Source organism: Synechococcus sp. PCC 6716, from assembly GCF_022570815.1.
Classification (GTDB): domain Bacteria; phylum Cyanobacteriota; class Cyanobacteriia; order Thermosynechococcales; family Thermosynechococcaceae; genus Thermosynechococcus; species Thermosynechococcus lividus.
The window spans coordinates 157,982-174,004 of record NZ_JAKLTU010000001.1 but is presented as its reverse complement, the minus strand read 5'-3'; the positions used below and the strand labels follow the sequence as shown (position 1 = coordinate 174,004).

Genomic DNA, 16,023 nt, shown 5'->3' with positions numbered 1-16,023 from the left:
AAACTGCACGTCCTGTGGGCGGTGCTCCAAAATCAGCCCCGAACAGGCTAGGATGAACAATGGTGCATAATCCTAAAAACACAGTAGTCTTCGATAGCCTTCTATGACCCTACACAATCCTTCCTTGTACGAAGAGCCTATCTCGCAAAAGAATCTCACCTCAGCGGGACGTTCTGATCGCTCGATTCTTGAATGGCTTCAGCAAACAGGACGGTTCATTGCCCGCGATGGTAACGAAGCCGATCCCATCCTAGAGAGCAGCCTAGACGATATGGGAGAAATTGAAGAGTTTGTCAGCGATAGTGCCGCTGACTATGAAGAAGAGGATGATCTGGGGTTGGATGAATAACGGGTAAACGCACCTAATTATTGCTAACTACTAATTACTAGAGTGATGCGCTGGTGAAGCAACAATGCCCCCAACAAAAACGGCTGTGGCACCGCAGTTCTTGACTGGGCGGTGGCTGTTTGGCCTCCTGAGTGCGGGTTTACTCATGGCTGCCGTTGCCTACGATGTCGGTGGCGATCGCTGGGACGCACCCCTGCAAACCCTGACCTTGCCACTGCTGGTGAGTTTTGCCTTGACGGTGCTGATCGGTGTTGGGGTTGTGCCGTTACTGCGGCAGCTAAAAACGGGACAGGTGATTCGTGAAGATGGCCCCCAATCTCACCTGAAAAAGTCGGGTACGCCGACAATGGGGGGGATTTTTTTTGTACCCACAGGGTTACTCTTAGCTGTCCTCTGGGCATCTCTGGCTGTGGGGCAACTCTCAGGGTCGGTGGTGGCGATCGCCCTGCTGGCGGTTTGGTACGCTGCCATTGGCTGGTGGGATGACTGGCAAGTGTTACGACGCAAATCCAATAGGGGGATGTCTGTGCGGCTGCGGTTGCTTCTGGAAGCGGTGGGGGCTGCGCTTTTTTGTGCATGGCTAGTGGGCACTCAACCGGCGGCAACAACCATTACTGCACCTTGGGGCTGGGTGTGGCCGCTGGGGGTTGGGTTTATTCCCCTAGCAGTTTTTGTGCCAATGGCGCAGGGGAATGCCCTCAACCTTACCGATGGTCTCGATGGTTTAGCGGGCGGCACCGCGGCGATCGCCCTGCTTGCCCTTGGAACAATCATGGGCACTCACCCCGATCTGCAAATTCTCGCAGCCACCATGAGTGGGGCTTGTCTTGGCTTTGTTTGGCACAATCACCATCCAGCGCGGGTCTTTATGGGGGATACCGGCTCGTTAGCGCTAGGGGCAGTGCTAGCGGGGTTGGGGTTAGCCAGTCAGCAGTTGTGGGAACTCTTTATTGTCAGTGGCCTATTTTTTGTGGAATCCCTTTCGGTGATTGCTCAAGTCCTCTACTACAAAGCCACCAAAGGACCTGATGGGGTTGGTAAACGTCTGTTGCGGATGGCACCCTTGCACCACCATTTTGAGTTGGGGGGATGGTCGGAATTGCAGGTGGTGAGCACCTTCTATGCCGTGGTCGCTGTTTTAGGGTTGCTGGGCTGGTTGGTTCAGCGCACCTGATCTGCGCACTCACATCCGAAAGACAACCGCCAATCTCCCGTATTAGGATGAAGCCGGTAGGTGGATTGGCATGGTGTGAGGGATTCATCAATCATGACACAGCAATCGCAAGCATCTCGCTGGGGTCGTCGGCAGCGCCTGTGGGGCACAGCTGTTGTCCTCGTGGGTGCAGCGGCGATCGCTGGCGGCGTGCGAGCGTGGTGGTTTGTGAACTACGAGCTGGCTCCCCAACTGAGTCAGCAACTGCAAAAACGCCTAAATCGCCCGGTACAAATTGGCGATGTTGAGCAGGTTGGGCTAAATTTTATCCGCTTTGGAGCCTCAGAGATTCCCAGCTACACGGCGGCAGGACAAATTGAACCCGACAGCGCCACCCTTGAGGGGATTGAGGTCTCCTTTAACCTGTGGCAAATTCTCACGGGTCAAAAGTTGACCATTGGCATTACCTTACAACAGCCGCAAATTACCGTCGTTCAAGATCGTAGTGGGCAGTGGTGGCGTACCGAATTGATGCTGCCCCAAGATCAGGAGACCCCCTTTGACCTTGGTGAGCTATCCCTGCGATTACGCAACGGCTCTGTGGTGGTTCAGCCCTTTGGCAAGCCAGCCTACCGTCTTGAGCACATCCACGGTGCTGTCACCCTCAACCCTGACACTAAAAACTTGGCTCTACGCGGTCAACTGGAGGGAAATTTGGCCACGGGGGGGCAGTGGCGGCTAGAAGGCGACTGGGATCAAGCAACTGCAACAGGCGCCTTACACGTCCAGGGTAAAGCCATTGCCGTTGCCCTTATTAATGAGTTTGGCATTTTACCGGAAACCCTTGTGGTCGAGCGGGGACAACTTGACGGCCAGATCAGTGTGGCATTCCCCCTTACGGATACTCCAGACATTACTGGCCAAGTGTGGTTGCGGGGGGCAGACCTGCGCAGCACAGACGTACCCCAGAGCCTCAAGAACGTGAATGCCCATCTGCAATTACAGGGCGATCGCGTCCGGCTGCACTACCTCCGGGGAGAAGTAGCCAATGTGAAATGGCACGCCAAAGGGACAGTGGGACTACAGACGGGCTGGCAGATTGATGCGGAAGTTGGCACGCTGGATTTAGCACCGACCTTGAGCGCGTTCAACCTAGAGCCTCCTGTGCCCTTAGGCGGTCGAGTTCACATTCCCCGCTTGCAAATTCGCGGTGCTCTCGATAATCCCAACGTGCAAGGGGAAATCCGCAGCCAAACCCCCCTAAACGTGGATCAATTCCGTCTGCAATCGGTCACTCTTCCCTTTGTTGCCTCCCTAGAGGGCCTACAGCTTACGAATGCTGTGGCTGAGCTGCAAAGCGGTGGCACGCTGAATGCTGACCTGATGTTGCAGCCGAATGGGACGTTCCAAGGGCGTGCCCAGGTTCGTCACGTTGCCCTGGATGCGATCGCCGCTGCCTATGACGTAGCATCCCCAATTCCCTTGGGGCGTGGCTTTGCCCAAATAGATTTTGGCGGTGATGTGGCTGCCCCTGAAACCTGGTTGGCCAAGGCAGCGTTTGAATTGCCGACAGCTCAGTATCCCCTCAGGGGCGTGGCTCAGATCAACCAAACTCAACTCTTGGTGCCGAATTTTCAGGTGCAATTGCGCCCCGGCGTTCTGCAAGGTCGCGCCCAAGCGGTGGCCGGGCGATGGCAACTGGAGGCAACGGCGCACAACGTGGCTCTGCGCCAGTTTAGCGACCAAGTCCATGGGCAATTAAACGGAGAGGCGATCGCCCAAGGGCGCATTGATGAGCTAAACCTTGGTGCCATAACAGCTCAAGCTAACCTGAGGGTCAGCCCAACCCCCACCGGTGATCCCCTGCTGGCGCGCTTAGGGTGGGATGGCCAACAGCTACGCCTCCAAGAGGCTACCTTGGGGGGAGTGCGTGCCCAAGGGACGATTGCGGTGGATGTGGATGCCCTTGCCCTCGGGCAGGTGAACCTAGGGGTACAGGCAGACAACCTTTCCCTAGGGGCTTTAAGTGGGCTGTTTACGCCGGCTGTGCCTATCCCCGTCGCGATCGCCGGCACCAGTAGCCTGCAAGGACACCTCAGCGGCACGTTAGGCTCTCTTCAGTTTCAGGGAACGCTGCAAACTCGGCAGTTGGCCGTAAACGACCTGCGCTTTGCACCACTTCTGCGCGGTACCGTGGCCTTGAGTCAACAGCAGGGGGGATCGTTGCGCTTGCAGGGAGGGGGCGATCGCCTTGAGCTACACCTTGACAGTGCGTGGCAACCCCAGTCCTTCGAGATTCAGCAGCAGCAAGCGCGGCTTGTTGGCCAGCGTCAAGAGGAGGCGTTGGCCATTCGCCTGCAGCAGTTTCCCCTTGAGCGTCTGCGCATCGTGCCACCGCAATTACCGGAAACCGCCATCATTGCTGGTACCGCATCAGGGCAACTGCGCCTACAAGGGTGGAGCAGTGGCCAAGGCAGCCTCAGCATTGAGCGCCCGGGGCTAGGGGCATGGCGGGGCGATCGCCTCGATCTTCAGTTTGCCCTTGCCCCCAATCGCCTCAGCCTCGGGCAAGGAGAGTTCCAAAAAGGCGAGAGTCAATACCAGTTTAGTGCCGATCTGCAACCCCAACGCTTAGCTGCTCAGCTTAGGATTGCTCAGGGGAATCTGGAAGACCTCACAGGCTTGGCCACCGTTTTGGGGCTAGGTAACACCAAGACCTATGGCAGCGCCGCCGACTTGGGAACCCCCTCTGCTGGGGCAGGGCCAGATGCACTGCTGCTCACCCAAATTCGTCGCTTAGCAGAAATTGAAATGCTGCAAGCCCAAGCTGCCCTTGTGCGTCGCCCGCACCTCATCCCCCCCCTGTCTAAGCTGCAGGGGGACTTCAGCGGCCAGATCAGCCTCAGCCAAACCCCCCAGTCAGGTCTAGTGGCGAACTTTGATCTCAGCGGTCAAGACTGGCAGTGGGGGAACTATGCCATTGATCGCATCCTTAGTCGCGGGCGTTTTGCCCAACAGCAGTTAGTCCTCTCCACCATGGAGGTGGTAGCCAATGGCGGCCAACTGCAATTGAACGGCACCATCGGTGGCAGCACTCAAAAGGCTCAACTCACTCTGCAACAGTTTCCCATCAGTACCTTTGCCAGCCTCCTCCCTCCAGGCATTGACCTTGAGGGAACCGTCAATGGCCATGCGGTGATCACAGGCACGTGGCAGCGACCCATTTTTGTGGGGGAAGCCTCCCTTGGCGATGCCCGCCTCAATCAGCGTCCCCTTGAAGCGGCCAATGCCACCTTCCGCTATGGCCAGAATCGTTTGGCACTGCAAGCAGTCGCCCGTTTTGATACCCCTGAACCTCTCACCATTACTGGCTCTGTGCCCCTGCCGTACCCCCTCGACCCCGATCCCCTCCCAGACCAGCAACTTGCCCTTGATGTGGCCATCAAAGATGAAGGACTCTCATTAATTAACGCCTTTACGGATCAGGTGCAGTGGCAGCAGGGGAAAGGCACCTTGCAAGCTCAGTTGCGGGGCACCTGGCAGCAGCCTCTGATCAATGGCGTGCTGAGTGTCGATGACGCAGTGCTGAAAACGCCCACCTTTACGGCTCCCTTGACCAACGTCAGTGCGCGGGTACGCTTTGATCGCGATCGCCTACGGGTTGATGGCATTCAAGGAGTCTTTAGCCAAGGTCAAATTACGATGGCCGGGGTATTACCGATTCAGCAGCCCCTCACTGCGGATAATGTCGATGCTGAAACCCCCTTAACCATTAGTCTCAACCAACTCCAAGTGAATGCTAAGGAGATTTATCAGGGCACCGTCAACGGCACCCTCGTGATTACTGATACCCTGCTGAGTCCCGATATTGGGGGTACCGTTCAACTCAGCCGTGGCCGCCTCGACCTAGGAGCGATCGCTGGCTTCGGCAATGGCAATGGTGCTCCTACTGCTCGCACGCCCCTCTTTGAGCAACCCGTCTTTGAGAACTTACAAATTCAACTGGTCGATACCCTACAGGTCACCCGTGCGCCCTTTCTCAATCTCAACGCCACGGGGAGCCTGACCCTCAATGGTGCCCTTGACACGCTTCAGCCCGCTGGGGAAATCCGCCTCACCAGCGGTCAGCTTAACCTATTTACTACCCTCTTTTTATTGCAACGACGCCGGGATAATTATGTTCGCTTTACCCCTGCCAACGGTCTTGACCCTGACCTAAACCTTACCCTTGCCGCAACCGCCACCGAAGTTTTTACCCCCGGCACCACCCGGCTAGGAGACTTTGGCACCGCAACCGCCACGAGTATTGGCACCCTCAACACCGTGCGCATTACCGCTCGTATCAATGGTCGTGCCAGCCAATTCCAAACCAATCTACCGGCAGTGCTCGAACTGTCTAGTAGCCCTCCCCGCAGTAATGCGGAGTTGCTGACCTTGATGGGGGGAGGGGCAAGTAGCGATCAAAATCAAGTCAGTGGCGAAGCTCTTGTGGCCAATATTGCTGGCTCCGCCCTGTTTAATAACCTCCAAGCTGCCATTGACCGCGCCACCGGCAACCGTACCTCCTTTCGGATTTTTCCGGCGGTGGTGCCACCGGATCGCAAGGCGCAATCCTCTACCCCTGCCTTGGCCGTTGGTGCAGAAGTGGGCTTTCAGATCAATAACTTTACCTCTGTGTCGCTGCTGCAATTGTTAACAGCCCCATCAGACCCCACACGATTTAACCTAGGCTTTCAGGTGAACGAGCACATCCGCTTGGGATCGCAAATTAGCACCAATGGCGAGGGGACAGGTTTTCTTGAGTTTCGCCGCCGCTTTTAGACGGCAGGCAAACCTTAAGATTTTTTCCCTAGGTTGGCTCTAGAAACCTTTGTTAGCTTTGCAGTATCGTCATGTTGCTGTTTGCAAGCAAGATGGCAAGAGTGTCAAGAGCATCTTAAATTTCTTCATTTCAAGACGCAAAGAGAGCCGATAATGGTAACACCTATTTCTTTTTTAGCAGAGTTAGAGCGGCTCCAGCAGGGGCGAGGGCAGGCCAACCCATGGAAGTTTTGGGGTCCCTATCTGAGTGAGCGGCAGTGGGGAACGGTACGAGAAGATTACTCGTGGGATGGCAATGCTTGGGAGTATTTTTCCCACGATCAGGCGCGATCGCGGGCATACCGCTGGGGCGAAGATGGCCTTGGGGGGATTTGTGATGAGCAACAGCGATTGTGCTTTGCCTTAGCGCTCTGGAATGGCCAAGACCCCATCCTCAAAGAGCGGCTATTTGGCCTCACGAATAACGAGGGGAACCGGGGTGAAGATGTCAAGGAGTACTACTTCTACCTCGACAGCACCCCTACCCATTCCTATATGAAGTACCTCTACAAATACCCCCAGCAGGCTTATCCCTACGAAGACCTCGTTATCACTAATCGCCACCGCACCCGCATGGATCTAGAGTATGAGCTTCTGGATACGGGGATTTTTGAGGGCGATCGCTACTTTGATGTGTTTATTGAATATGCCAAGGCTGCACCTAACGATCTTTTAATTCAAGTGAGTATTCACAACCGCGGCGATCACGCGGCTGAGCTCCACGTCTTACCCACCCTCTGGTTCCGTAACACGTGGAGTTGGCACCCCGATTACACCCCCCGCAAACCGGAACTAAAACAGATGGATGCCACTAAGGTGCGAGCACGCCATGAGGAGCTTGGCGAGTATGCATTCGTGAGCGATCGCCCCGTCCCCTTCCTATTTACTGAGAACGAAACCAACGTCGAGCGCCTCTTTAACCAGCCAAACCCCTCCCCCTACGTCAAAGATGGTATTCACCGCTACGTTATCCACAGGGAAGAGGGCGCTGTGAACCCGGGTAAGGTAGGCACCAAAGTTGCCGCCCACTACACACTCACCATTCCTGCCCAAGGGGTCGAGACCATTCAACTACGGCTATTTCAAGACGGTAGCTCCGCCAGTGGTGCTTTTGGCCAAGCCTTTAACGACCAACTGCAAACTGCCATTGCCGAGGCAGACGCCTTTTACCATCACCTCATTCCTGACGAGTGCACGGCGGATCAGCGCAACATTATTCGCCAAGCCTGCGCTGGCATGCTGTGGACTAAGCAGTACTACTACTATCCCGTGAAACAGTGGCTAGAGGATAAGGTGCTGCCCCCCGATGTTGAGGAGCGAGTCATCTCCCGGAATGGCTCATGGTTTCACCTAGAAAGCGCCGATATTATTTCGATGCCAGACAAGTGGGAGTACCCTTGGTTTGCGGCATGGGATTTGGCCTTTCACTGTGCTGCGCTGGCTATTTTGGACATGGACTTTACCAAAGAGCAGCTTAAGCTCATAGTCAGCGAACTGTACTTGCATCCGAACGGTCAGATTCCAGCCTACGAGTGGAACTTTGGGGATGTGAACCCACCAGTCCACGGTACGGCAACGTGGCAAATCTACCTACTGGATAAGGCGCTGAACCACGGCAAAGGGGACTTGGCCTTTCTGGAGAGCATTTTCCATAAATTAATGCTCAACTTTACCTGGTGGGTCAACCGCAAAGACTCCCTAGGTAACAATGTGATGGAGGGAGGCTTTCTGGGGTTAGATAACATCGGTGTGTTTGATCGCAGCGCCCCATTACCCACCGGCGGCACCCTTGAGCAGGCAGATGGCACAGCGTGGGTGGCCATGTTTGCCCTAGACATGCTCTCTATGGCCTTAGAGCTAGCGCAAGAGAACCCAGTCTATGAAGAGATGGCCTGTAAGTTCTACGAGCATTTTATCTATATTGCCAGTGCAATGGATCGGGTGGGGGTTCACAAAGATGAGCTGTGGGACGAAAAGGATGGCTTTTACTACGATTTGCTGCGGCTGCCCGATGGTCGTGCCCAACGGCTGAAGGTGCGCTCCATGGTTGGGTTGTTGCCCCTGTGTGCTACGGCAGTATTTTCCGAAGAGGTGATTAATGCGCTGCCCACGTTTAAGGAACGAGTGGCGGCCTTTAACGCCCGCCATCCTGAATTACTGGTCAATATCAATGCTATTGATCTACCGGGAGTGAAGGGGCGGCGGCTCTTGTGCCCCGTCAATGCGGTCAAGCTACGGCGGATTTTGACGCGCCTACTGGATGAAGCTGAGTTTCTGAGCGACTATGGCATTCGGGCGCTGTCGCGCTATCATTATGACCATCCCTACACCTTTCAACTCGGGCGTGAAGCCTACCGCGTGACCTACGAGCCGGGGGAATCCTCTACTGGTTTATTTGGCGGGAATTCCAACTGGCGCGGCCCCATTTGGATGCCGGTGAATGCCCTCCTCGTGCAGTCATTGCGGAAAATGTACGGCTATTATGGCAATGATTTTACGATTGAGTGCCCGACGGGGTCGGGTCGCTGGTTGAACTTGTGGGATGTTGCTACAGAAATTTCGCAGCGGCTGGCCAATATTTTCCTGCGGGATGAGTCTGGCTGTCGTCCGCTTTACGGGGCGACTGAAACCTTCCAACAGAATCCCCACTGGCGGGATTTAATTCTTTTTTATGAGTACTTCCACGGCGATAATGGTGCGGGGTTGGGGGCAAGTCACCAAACCGGCTGGACGGGGCTGATTGCACGGATTCTGATGGCACCCAAGGTTATCGAGGCCAATGCCGTGCTGGAGCAGGGGTACTTGTCTGTTGCCTCTAAGGGGCTGGCAGCCTTAACCCGCACCCCATAGACGTGCGCCTAGGCATCATTATGCCCATGTGGACGTTCCTAAATTGGGTGGTACGTCCTGCCAGCGACCTTGACCCACGGCGCGGAGAGCCTCTTTGAGGTCAACGGCTCCTGTATAGAGGGCTTTGCCGACGATCGCTCCCGTCAAGCCTTGCGGTTCTAGAGCCAGCAAACTCAAAATATCGGTGAGGGAGCTAACGCCACCGGAGGCAATCACTGGGCGATCGCTAGCGGCCAATAACTGGCGCAGGGCATCGATGTTTGGGCCTTGCAGGGTGCCATCTCGCTGAATATCGGTGTAGATAAAGCCGGCCACCCCCACAGCAGCCATCTGTTGCGCTAAATCTGTCGCCAGAATGGTGGAGGTGTCTAGCCAGCCGCGAGTGGCTACGTAGCCTTGACGAGCATCTAGACCTACCCAAATGCGCTCTGGAAATTCAGCGGCAACCTCAGCCACCAGATGGGGGTCTTCAAGGGCAATGGTGCCCAAAATGACGCGATCGACACCAAGGGAGAGCAAGTCTGTAACAGCTTGCCGCGATCGCACCCCACCCCCCACTTGCACCGGAATCTCTAGAGCTGCCACGATGGCGGTAATGATTGGGTAGTTGGTAGGCTGGCCAGTTTTTGCACCATCGAGATCCACGACGTGCAGGCGAGGGGCACCCAGGGCTTGCCAGTGCTGTGCCATGCGCACTGGATCGGTCTCAAAAACCTCTACTTGGTTGTAGTCTCCCTGAAAGAGGCGAACGCACTGCCCTCCCAGCAGATCAATGGCGGGAATGACATCCATAGGTCACTATTGCTGAAATCAATGCCTATCAATCGTAGCAGTCGCGGGGGTGATACTCTTGGCAGGTCTCACAAGGCCCTTTGGGGTTGACTGCACATCGCAGCAGGGGAGACTGGGCATTCCAATGGCAGGAGACATCCCCAATCACCCACTGCCCCGCCACAAGGTGGCGATCGCCTGCGTCATTGTTACAGAGCTGTACGTAGAGGGCAACTTTGTGCAGGTGGTACCGCCCGCCGCGAAACTGGTAGCGGTGACGGCGTTCGAGAACGGTGTAGGTTTCGCCGTCGTGATCCACACGACAGCCGGGCTGTGGCACCCAGTCTAGCTGCACCTGCCCCAGCGATCGCTCGGGGTGAATTAAATGCAATTCTGCGGGTAAATCGGTCGGCGAGGCCATGACACAACGGCGTGGATCCCCTCAGTGGGGTGTTCTAGACTACACTCCCCCTATGCTAACCTTGCTCTTTTCTTTATATCAATGCTGCATCGATCTGTTGTATCAGTGTTGCGCGGCTGTTTCCTAGGAGGGCACTAACCACTGGGCAAGGGCAAGCCCCAATTCCACGCAGCCCAACCCCAGCAGCGGACTGCCCAACCAATAGAGCCATGCCTGTAGTTTTTTGCGCTCTCGCCAGAGGATAGCCGACTCAAGGGTAAAGGTAGAAAACGTTGTCAGGGCACCGAGAAAACCAACGGTCACCCCTTGGCTAAACCATCGCGCCATGCCAAGGTGTGTCAAACTATAGCTCAAGACTCCCATCAAAAATGCGCCGCCGAGATTCACCGTGAGGGTACCAAAAATTGGGGTATTAAAGCGGCGATCGCTCCACAGAGCAATGTAGTAACGGCCTAAGGCACCCGGCACAGCACCGATGCTAATGGCAATGACACTCTCAAGGGGTGGCATTGGGATTCTCCCAGCGATCTAAGCACCACAGGGTTAGGCCAGTGCCCAACTGCAGTGCCCCTAACCCCAACCCCGTACTGCCCAGCCAGTAGAGCATCTCGCCGCTGAGGTTCCGTGCTGCCACTAGCTGGGTCTGGTCTAGCTCGTAGGAGGAGAAGGTGGTGTAAGACCCTAAAAAACCGGTGGTCAACAGCAGCCGCAGATCTGGGTGCAGGGTAAAGGTACGGGCAAACCCCAGCGGGGCGATCGCCCCCATGAGAAAACAGCCGGTGACATTGACGATGAGGGTGGGCACCGGTAACCCAGACGGGAAAAGAGGCTCTAAATACGCTTCCACAAGAAACCGGCTTAACGCCCCTGGAATTGCGCCCAAGGCCACCGCCAAGGCTGGGCGCAGCAAGGGATGAATCGTGATCACAATCGCGCTTCCTCCACAATGAGCACCGGACGGGTTGAAGCTTCAAGAATACTCTGACACACTGACCCCATCAATACCCGCTTGAGTGCACCTTGGCCATGCTTACCAAGGATAATTTCTGCCACATTGTACAGTTGGGCTGTAGCTAGGATCGCTTCGGTGACTGGTCCTGCAGTAACAATCAGCCGGTGGCGAATATCCGCAAGGAACTGGTTGGCGTAGGTTTCAATGGTGGCCATCCCCTTGGGGTCAGGCACATCCTGCACATGCAGAACAATCACCTCCGCATCGGCGCGCCGCGCTAATTCCGCCGTTTTTTGCAGTACTGTCGCTGCAACGCTGGAGGTATCCACTGGCGCGAGGAGGACAATTCGCGGCTGCAGCAGCACTTTTGTCGGATCCACCTCCCCCTTTTGCAGTAGTTTGGGGGCAAAGGTGGGAATCGCCCACGCCCCCAAAGGCGCAGTCACAAGGATGGAGAGAACGGCGATCGCCAGCATTGTCTCGCCCCCGGCGATACCGGCACTCAAGGGAAGCGCACCAATCGCCGCTTGCACCGTTGCCTTTGCGGAATTACCAGGAAGTAAAAATAATCGTTCCGCAGGTGTCCAATTACTGCCCAAGGTGGAGAGATACCAGCCCAGACCCCGGCCAATCAACGTTCCCGCCAGCAAAATCAGTAACCCTACCCCCAGCGACTGCTCCAAAACCCCCAACTGAACACTAGCGCCCAGGAGCACAAACAGAAAAATTTCTGCCACCTGCCACAGCACATCAAAGCCCCCCCGCAACTGCCGCGCTAGGGGAGCATCCATCTGGATGAGGAAAAAGCCTGCACTCATCACCGCCAAATAGCCCGAAAATAGGGGAAGTCGAGGAGCTAGCCCCACCGCTCCCAAGGCCACCCCTGCGCTCACTAGAGTCGTTTGCACGCGGTTCTGCGCCCAATGTTGCCGCACCAGCAAGAGCACCAGTGCCCGTGCCAACCCGTAGCCCACAATTAACCCGCCGCCAATTTCCAAGAGGGCTTGCACCCCTAGGGCGATCGCCGGTGGTACCCCATTCAGAGGCAGCCCCCCCTGTTCCGTTCCCATAAGTAAGCTAAACAGCAGCAACACCAGCACATCCGACAAGGCACTGCCAGAGAGGATGGCATCACTAATTCCCTTATCTACCCCCCAACCCAAGCTTTTGAGCCGCAGCATCCCCGGCACAATGACAGCGGGAGACTCCGGTGCCACGATCGCCCCCAACAATAATCCCTGCCGCAGATCGAAACCCAGTAGCACCATCGCCACAAGAGCCACTACCCCCATTTCACACAATGCCGGTAAAATTCCCAGGCGCAGTGCCACCGTTCCCTGCTGTGCCAACTTCTGACGGTCGAGACCCAACCCCGCCTTCATCAAAATCACCATCACCGCAACAGCACGGAACACCGGTGCTGCCGTCAACACATCCGGGTGCAATAGGTTCATCACCGCGGGGCCTAGGAGAATGCCAACCAAAATCATGCCAATCAGAGCCGGTGCGCCTAGCCGCCGTACCAATTGACCACTAAAAAAGCCCAACACCAAGATCAAGGCAAGGGTTTCGAGGGGAGTTGACATAGTAGCAAGCTTAGTCTTAGCAGCAATTCCTACCATACTGGATAGCAGAACGGTGGCAAATCCAAGAGCCGCTAGCATTCACCGTCAATCCCTTATAGAAACCGGAGGGTTCGGGAACCGGATAAAACCTCGCTCGTTCCCGACGGGGATACAGAACGGTTCCCGCGCCTACGGCAGTAGGCAGAATCAGTCTTGACATTCTTCTCCAGACAAAGTGATGTCCTGACTGATACTTGCAATGGCGAGTCGATTTTAGCTGTATGCCATCTTCTCTCATACGGTTGCTATTCAGCTAAATCAGCATCTATAATAACTGCGTACCGTCTTAACCCAATGATGTTTTTAGCCGTCCAAAAAGATGTTTTTCAACCTGACAAGCAGCTTGCTCAGTTGCTTACTGAGTTAGCGCGTCTTGCCAACAATCTCTACAACCAAGGCGTGTATGAGTCTCGGCAATACTTCTTTGAGCAAGGACGGAAACCGTTCAAGGTTCTGAAGTATGTCAACCTCTACGCAAAACTCAAGGAGAGTGAAAACGGGAAGCTGTTACATTCTCAGGCTGCACAGCAAGTGTTGAAATCTGTGAATGAGGCGTTCAAAAGCTTCAAATCACTCTCAAAACTGTTCAAACTGGGGCAGTTCGACCATGAACCAAAATTGCCGCGATACCGCACCAAAGGCGGGTTGTATCAGGTCGTATTCACGGGGCAATCCCTGAAAGTAGAGAAAGGCTTGATTCGAGTTCCTTTGGGCAACGGTGGAAAAACTGCATTTGGAAGAGATGCGTTCTACATCCCGTTACCAGAACGATTAAAGGATGTGCAGATTCGAGAACTGCGATTCATTCCGACGAATGGGCAGTGGGTTGTTGAGTATGTTCACTTCACGATGGACAAGACTGCTCAATGCTGCAAATTGTATCCTGAGAACGTTTTAGCGCTTGACCCAGGCCTGAATAACCTCTTGACCGGCGTGACAAATACTGGACTTGCCTTTGTGCTGGATGGTAGAGGGTTGAAATCTCGAAACCAATGGTTCAATAAGCAGGTTGCCAAATTCAAATCGATTCTGACTCATGGCAAGTCATCCATGAAGGGCGCGACCTCGAAGCGAATCCAACTTAATACCCATAAGCGAAATTGCTACGTGCGAGATTACATCAATAAAGCAGCACGGTGGGTCGTCAACTTCTGCTTGGAAAACGACATCGATACGATCATCTACGGTCGAAACAAAGGGCAGAAAGATGAAATCAATTTGGGTGCAAAAACGAATCAGGAGTTCGTGCAAATTCCGCACTACAAGCTGTTTGGACGAATTAAGCAGCTTTGTTTAATTTTCGGGATTCGATTAGTCTAAACCGAAGAATCGTATACGTCTCAAGCCTCGTTTTTTGATAATGACTTCTTGCCTACGTTCGGTGAAAAACCTGAAGGGTGGAAGGCATCAGGAAAACGAATTCTTAGAGGGCTGTACCGAACTGCGCAAGGATGGCTCACCAATGCAGACTGTAATGGAGCCTGCAATATCATGAGAAAGGTAAGCACAAAGCTCAATATCGAGTTGAGTGGAGTGTGTAGAGGGGCTGTGGCAGCCCCTTCTAAGGTCAAGTTAGAGCAGATTGGCTTTGCTCTAGCCTAACTTAGAGAAGCCTCGCCGTTCCACGGCAGGGAGTGTCACATGCTTTGGACATACCGTTTGAATGTTGCCGCCAATGCCGATGGCCAACTGGGTTAGTAACCTTCTCATTGGGTTGATCCGCGCTTATCAGCGGTGGATTTCGCCGCTGTTTTTACCGACCTGTCGCTATACACCTACCTGCTCTAGCTATGCTGTTGAGGCGATCGCCCGTTTTGGGCCGTGGCAAGGCACCTATTTAGCGGTAAGACGCATTTTGCGCTGCCATCCCTTTGCCGCCGGTGGGTATGATCCAGTCCCTGAGGCATCGTCCCCACAGCAGTCGCGAGGCGATCGCCCCACACCCTGCGATCAGCACTCAGAACCGCACTGACCCTGAACTGCTGATTGCGGATCCAGATTTTCTCTTACTGAGGGATGTTGCGCTGAGGTTTATGATGAAGAAGTCTGTTTTCGCTCTAATTGCGTGAAAGAGCTTTTTACGACCCTACAGCAGCGGCTCAGTGAGATTGTTATTGGTCAAGCGGCGATCGCCAACGGCCTTTTAGTGGCACTCCTAGCTGAGGGACATGTTATTCTTGAAGGCGTTCCCGGCACTGCCAAAACGCTTTTAGTAAAGTTACTCGCGCGGTTAATTCAAGCCGAATTTCGCCGCATTCAACTCACGCCCGATGTCTTGCCCGCCGATATTTTGGGCACCAGTATTTTTGACTTTAATAGCCGCACCTTCCGCCTGCGTAAAGGCCCGATTTTTACCCAAGTGCTGCTGGCAGACGAAATTAATCGCACGCCGCCAAAAACCCAAGCTGCCCTATTAGAGGCAATGGAAGAGCGGCAAGTAACGCTTGATGGCACAACCCTGCCATTGTCAGGACTGTTTTGGGCGATCGCCACCCAAAATCCCCTAGAGTTTGAAGGCACCTACCCCCTGCCGGAAGCCCAGCTAGATCGCTTTCTTTTTAAGTTGGTGGTGCCCTACCCCGCCGCCGCCGCTGAGCGGCAAATGCTAGATAATGCCCTTGAGGGGTTCGAGGCACGGAATCTAGACCAGCTCAATTTGGTACCCCTCGTCACGGTGGATCAGGTGCTAGCGGCACGGCAGCAAGTGCGGCAAACCCACGTAGAGCCACCCGTGTTGGACTACTTGTTAGCCTTGGTGCAGGCCAGTCGGCAACATCCAGAACTGTTGCTGGGGGCATCCCCGCGGTCTGCCATTGGTTGGTTACGCGCCACCCAAGCCCAAGCATGGCTAGAGGGACGGGAGTATGTGACCCCCGAAGACGTAAAAGCGATCGCCGTGCCCCTGTTGCAGCACCGCCTCATTCTCAAACCCGAAGCGCAACTGGACGGCACCACCGTTGAGCAAGTGATTCACGGTATTCTTGCCAAAGTACCTGTGCCCCGATGAGTGTCTCCGCTAGCTATCGTTTTGGAGCTCACCGA

The 16,023-nt window shown here is 55.0% G+C and carries 13 protein-coding genes; 8 read left to right on the top strand and 5 right to left on the bottom strand.

Annotated features, from left to right (window positions below; translation table 11 throughout):
• Positions 1 to 103 precede the first annotated feature (103 nt).
• From L5220_RS00860 to L5220_RS00845, 4 genes are all read left to right on the top strand, one after another.
• The gene (locus L5220_RS00860; protein WP_099799152.1) at positions 104 to 349 is read left to right on the top strand and encodes a DUF3134 family protein; all 246 of its coding nucleotides are present in this window, start codon (positions 104 to 106) and stop codon (positions 347 to 349) included.
• Between the two features lie 64 nt (positions 350 to 413).
• Positions 414 to 1,523 (top strand): phospho-N-acetylmuramoyl-pentapeptide-transferase, encoded by a 1,110-nt coding sequence (mraY, locus tag L5220_RS00855; protein WP_499571023.1) that lies wholly within the window; start codon positions 414 to 416, stop codon positions 1,521 to 1,523.
• Between the two features lie 93 nt (positions 1,524 to 1,616).
• The gene (locus L5220_RS00850; protein ID WP_499571021.1) at positions 1,617 to 6,323 is read left to right on the top strand and encodes a translocation/assembly module TamB domain-containing protein; all 4,707 of its coding nucleotides are present in this window, start codon (positions 1,617 to 1,619) and stop codon (positions 6,321 to 6,323) included.
• Positions 6,324 to 6,476: 153 nt separating this feature from the next.
• A complete protein-coding gene (locus L5220_RS00845) occupies positions 6,477 to 9,212 on the top strand; it encodes an MGH1-like glycoside hydrolase domain-containing protein (RefSeq protein WP_499571019.1) in 2,736 nt (911 codons plus the stop codon).
• A gap of 18 nt (positions 9,213 to 9,230) precedes the next feature.
• On the opposite strand, the gene hisA is transcribed toward L5220_RS00845, so the two are convergent.
• The 5 genes from hisA to L5220_RS00820 all read right to left on the bottom strand — a co-directional run bounded on the left by hisA (position 9,231) and on the right by L5220_RS00820 (position 12,942).
• Positions 9,231 to 10,004 (bottom strand): 1-(5-phosphoribosyl)-5-[(5-phosphoribosylamino)methylideneamino]imidazole-4-carboxamide isomerase, encoded by a 774-nt coding sequence (hisA, locus tag L5220_RS00840; protein WP_499571017.1) that lies wholly within the window; start codon positions 10,002 to 10,004, stop codon positions 9,231 to 9,233.
• Between the two features lie 28 nt (positions 10,005 to 10,032).
• Positions 10,033 to 10,404, bottom strand: a complete 372-nt coding sequence (locus tag L5220_RS00835; RefSeq protein WP_448527627.1) for a DUF6464 family protein — start codon at positions 10,402 to 10,404, stop codon at positions 10,033 to 10,035.
• 123 nt (positions 10,405 to 10,527) lie between these two features.
• Positions 10,528 to 10,914 carry a fluoride efflux transporter FluC gene (locus tag L5220_RS00830; RefSeq protein WP_448527626.1) on the bottom strand — a complete coding sequence of 129 codons (387 nt, stop codon included), beginning with the start codon at positions 10,912 to 10,914 and terminating at the stop codon, positions 10,528 to 10,530.
• On the bottom strand, positions 10,901 to 11,332 hold the full coding sequence (gene crcB / locus L5220_RS00825) for a fluoride efflux transporter CrcB (protein ID WP_448524440.1): 432 nt from the start codon (positions 11,330 to 11,332) through the stop codon (positions 10,901 to 10,903). The genes L5220_RS00830 and crcB overlap by 14 nt, the downstream gene beginning before the upstream one ends.
• On the bottom strand, positions 11,329 to 12,942 hold the full coding sequence (locus L5220_RS00820; protein ID WP_499571014.1) for a cation:proton antiporter: 1,614 nt from the start codon (positions 12,940 to 12,942) through the stop codon (positions 11,329 to 11,331). The genes crcB and L5220_RS00820 overlap by 4 nt, the downstream gene beginning before the upstream one ends.
• A gap of 333 nt (positions 12,943 to 13,275) precedes the next feature.
• Here L5220_RS00820 and L5220_RS00815 point away from each other — a divergent pair, with 333 nt between their 5' ends.
• The 4 genes from L5220_RS00815 (at position 13,276) to L5220_RS00800 (ending at position 15,988) form a co-directional block, all read left to right on the top strand.
• Entirely contained in the window at positions 13,276 to 14,301 is a 1,026-nt protein-coding gene (locus L5220_RS00815; protein ID WP_499571012.1) for an RNA-guided endonuclease InsQ/TnpB family protein, read from the top strand.
• 48 nt (positions 14,302 to 14,349) lie between these two features.
• Positions 14,350 to 14,583, top strand: coding sequence for a hypothetical protein (locus tag L5220_RS00810; RefSeq protein ID WP_499571010.1), 234 nt, complete (start codon positions 14,350 to 14,352; stop codon positions 14,581 to 14,583).
• A gap of 79 nt (positions 14,584 to 14,662) precedes the next feature.
• Positions 14,663 to 14,953 carry a membrane protein insertion efficiency factor YidD gene (gene yidD / locus L5220_RS00805; RefSeq protein WP_499571008.1) on the top strand — a complete coding sequence of 97 codons (291 nt, stop codon included), beginning with the start codon at positions 14,663 to 14,665 and terminating at the stop codon, positions 14,951 to 14,953.
• Positions 14,954 to 15,046: 93 nt separating this feature from the next.
• Positions 15,047 to 15,988 (top strand): AAA family ATPase, encoded by a 942-nt coding sequence (locus L5220_RS00800; RefSeq protein ID WP_099798653.1) that lies wholly within the window; start codon positions 15,047 to 15,049, stop codon positions 15,986 to 15,988.
• Positions 15,989 to 16,023 lie beyond the last annotated feature (35 nt).

Coding starts and splice junctions, on each gene's coding strand:
- L5220_RS00850 (WP_499571021.1), top strand. CDS start 1,617: ATGACACAGCAATCGCAAGCATCTCGCTGGGGTCGTCGGCAGCGCCTG.
- mraY (WP_499571023.1), top strand. CDS start 414: ATGCCCCCAACAAAAACGGCTGTGGCACCGCAGTTCTTGACTGGGCGG.
- yidD (WP_499571008.1), top strand. CDS start 14,663: ATGGCCAACTGGGTTAGTAACCTTCTCATTGGGTTGATCCGCGCTTAT.
- L5220_RS00815 (WP_499571012.1), top strand. CDS start 13,276: ATGATGTTTTTAGCCGTCCAAAAAGATGTTTTTCAACCTGACAAGCAG.
- L5220_RS00845 (WP_499571019.1), top strand. CDS start 6,477: ATGGTAACACCTATTTCTTTTTTAGCAGAGTTAGAGCGGCTCCAGCAG.
- L5220_RS00820 (WP_499571014.1), bottom strand. CDS start 12,942: ATGTCAACTCCCCTCGAAACCCTTGCCTTGATCTTGGTGTTGGGCTTT.
- L5220_RS00830 (WP_448527626.1), bottom strand. CDS start 10,914: ATGCCACCCCTTGAGAGTGTCATTGCCATTAGCATCGGTGCTGTGCCG.
- L5220_RS00835 (WP_448527627.1), bottom strand. CDS start 10,404: ATGGCCTCGCCGACCGATTTACCCGCAGAATTGCATTTAATTCACCCC.
- hisA (WP_499571017.1), bottom strand. CDS start 10,004: ATGGATGTCATTCCCGCCATTGATCTGCTGGGAGGGCAGTGCGTTCGC.
- L5220_RS00860 (WP_099799152.1), top strand. CDS start 104: ATGACCCTACACAATCCTTCCTTGTACGAAGAGCCTATCTCGCAAAAG.